Annotated in this window: 2 protein-coding genes; both read right to left on the bottom strand. The window is 70.8% G+C overall.

What is annotated here, in order from left to right; genetic code table 11:
- Positions 1-947 (bottom strand): ABC transporter permease (locus AB0J09_RS65345; protein WP_360714619.1); only part of this gene is annotated, 947 nt, incomplete at its 3' end.
- The coding region (locus AB0J09_RS65340) for an ATP-binding cassette domain-containing protein (RefSeq protein ID WP_360714617.1) at positions 947-1,178 on the bottom strand (232 nt) is incomplete at its 5' end. The genes AB0J09_RS65345 and AB0J09_RS65340, both read right to left, overlap by 1 nt.

The raw sequence follows: 1,178 nt of genomic DNA, 5'->3' as shown, positions 1-1,178 counted from the left end.
ATCAGGGCGATCAGCCCGTAGCCGAGGCCGACGCCGACCAGTGTCCCGGTCAGCGACGCGAGCACGCCGACGGCGGCCGCCTCCCGGCGTACCGAACCCACCACCTGCCGCCGGGTCGCGCCGATGCAGCGCAGCAGTGCGAAGTCGCGCAGTCGTTGCGCGAACAGGATGGAGAACGTGTTCGCGATGACCAGGACCGAGACGAAGAGCGCGATGCCGGCGAACACCAACAGCATCAACGCAAACGCGTCCGTCCGGTTGTGGAGCTTGGCCAGGGCTGCCGTGACGTACTCCTCCGGCGAGTACAGCGCGGCGCCCTCCGGGAGCTGGCCTACCTCCCCGCGTACCGCCACCTTGCTCACGTGGAAGGAGGGGTGGTCGCGCCAGTGCAGGAACTGCGGCCAGGTGACGTACACCGAGGCCTGGGCCGAGGGAGAGGGCGACTCCACGAGGCCGACCACTTCTAGGTCGGTCGCGGTGGCGCCCTCGCCGATCCGAATCCGGTCGCCGATCGCGATTCCCCTGGCCTGGGCGTCCCACACGTGCACCACCGCCTCGCCCGTGCGTTCCGGGAAGCGGCCCGAGATGAGCTTCTGCCAGCGCATCTCCTCCGCAGGGGCGATCGGCCCCACGGTCGCCTCGGAGGCCGACCTGTCGCCCGCGCGCATCGGCAGCAGGACCAGGCCGAGCCCGGATGCGTTCTCGCCAAGGCGCTCGACGATCTCGATCGCGACTGACGTGTCCAGGGTGTCGTCCACGTGGTCGGCGTCGACCACGTGGTCGGCATTGCGGTACGGCGCCCCGAAGCCCTCCATGAGTCCGCTCCGTGCCCCGGCGGTGAGCACGCCGACCACGACGGCGAAGGCGACCGAGACGATGACCGCGATGGCCGCTGCGACGTACCTGCGGGTGTGGGTGCGCAGCGACGCGAGGAAGACGGTGCGCATCAGGCGATCCGCCCGTCCTGCATGGTGACCACGTCGTCGGCGTAGGTCGCCGCGTCCCGCTCGTGGGTGACCATCACGACGGTCTGGCCGAGCTCGCGCACCGACCGGCGCAGGTGATCCAGCACCTCCGCCGACGTGGTGCTGTCCAGGTTTCCGGTGGGCTCGTCGGCGAACAGCAGGTCCGGCTGGGTGACCAGGGCCCGGGCGATCGCGACCCGCTGCTGCTGGCCG

This window comes from Nonomuraea sp. NPDC049784, assembly GCF_040659615.1.
GTDB lineage: Bacteria > Actinomycetota > Actinomycetes > Streptosporangiales > Streptosporangiaceae > Nonomuraea.
This window is presented reverse-complemented; position numbering and strand designations above follow the sequence as displayed.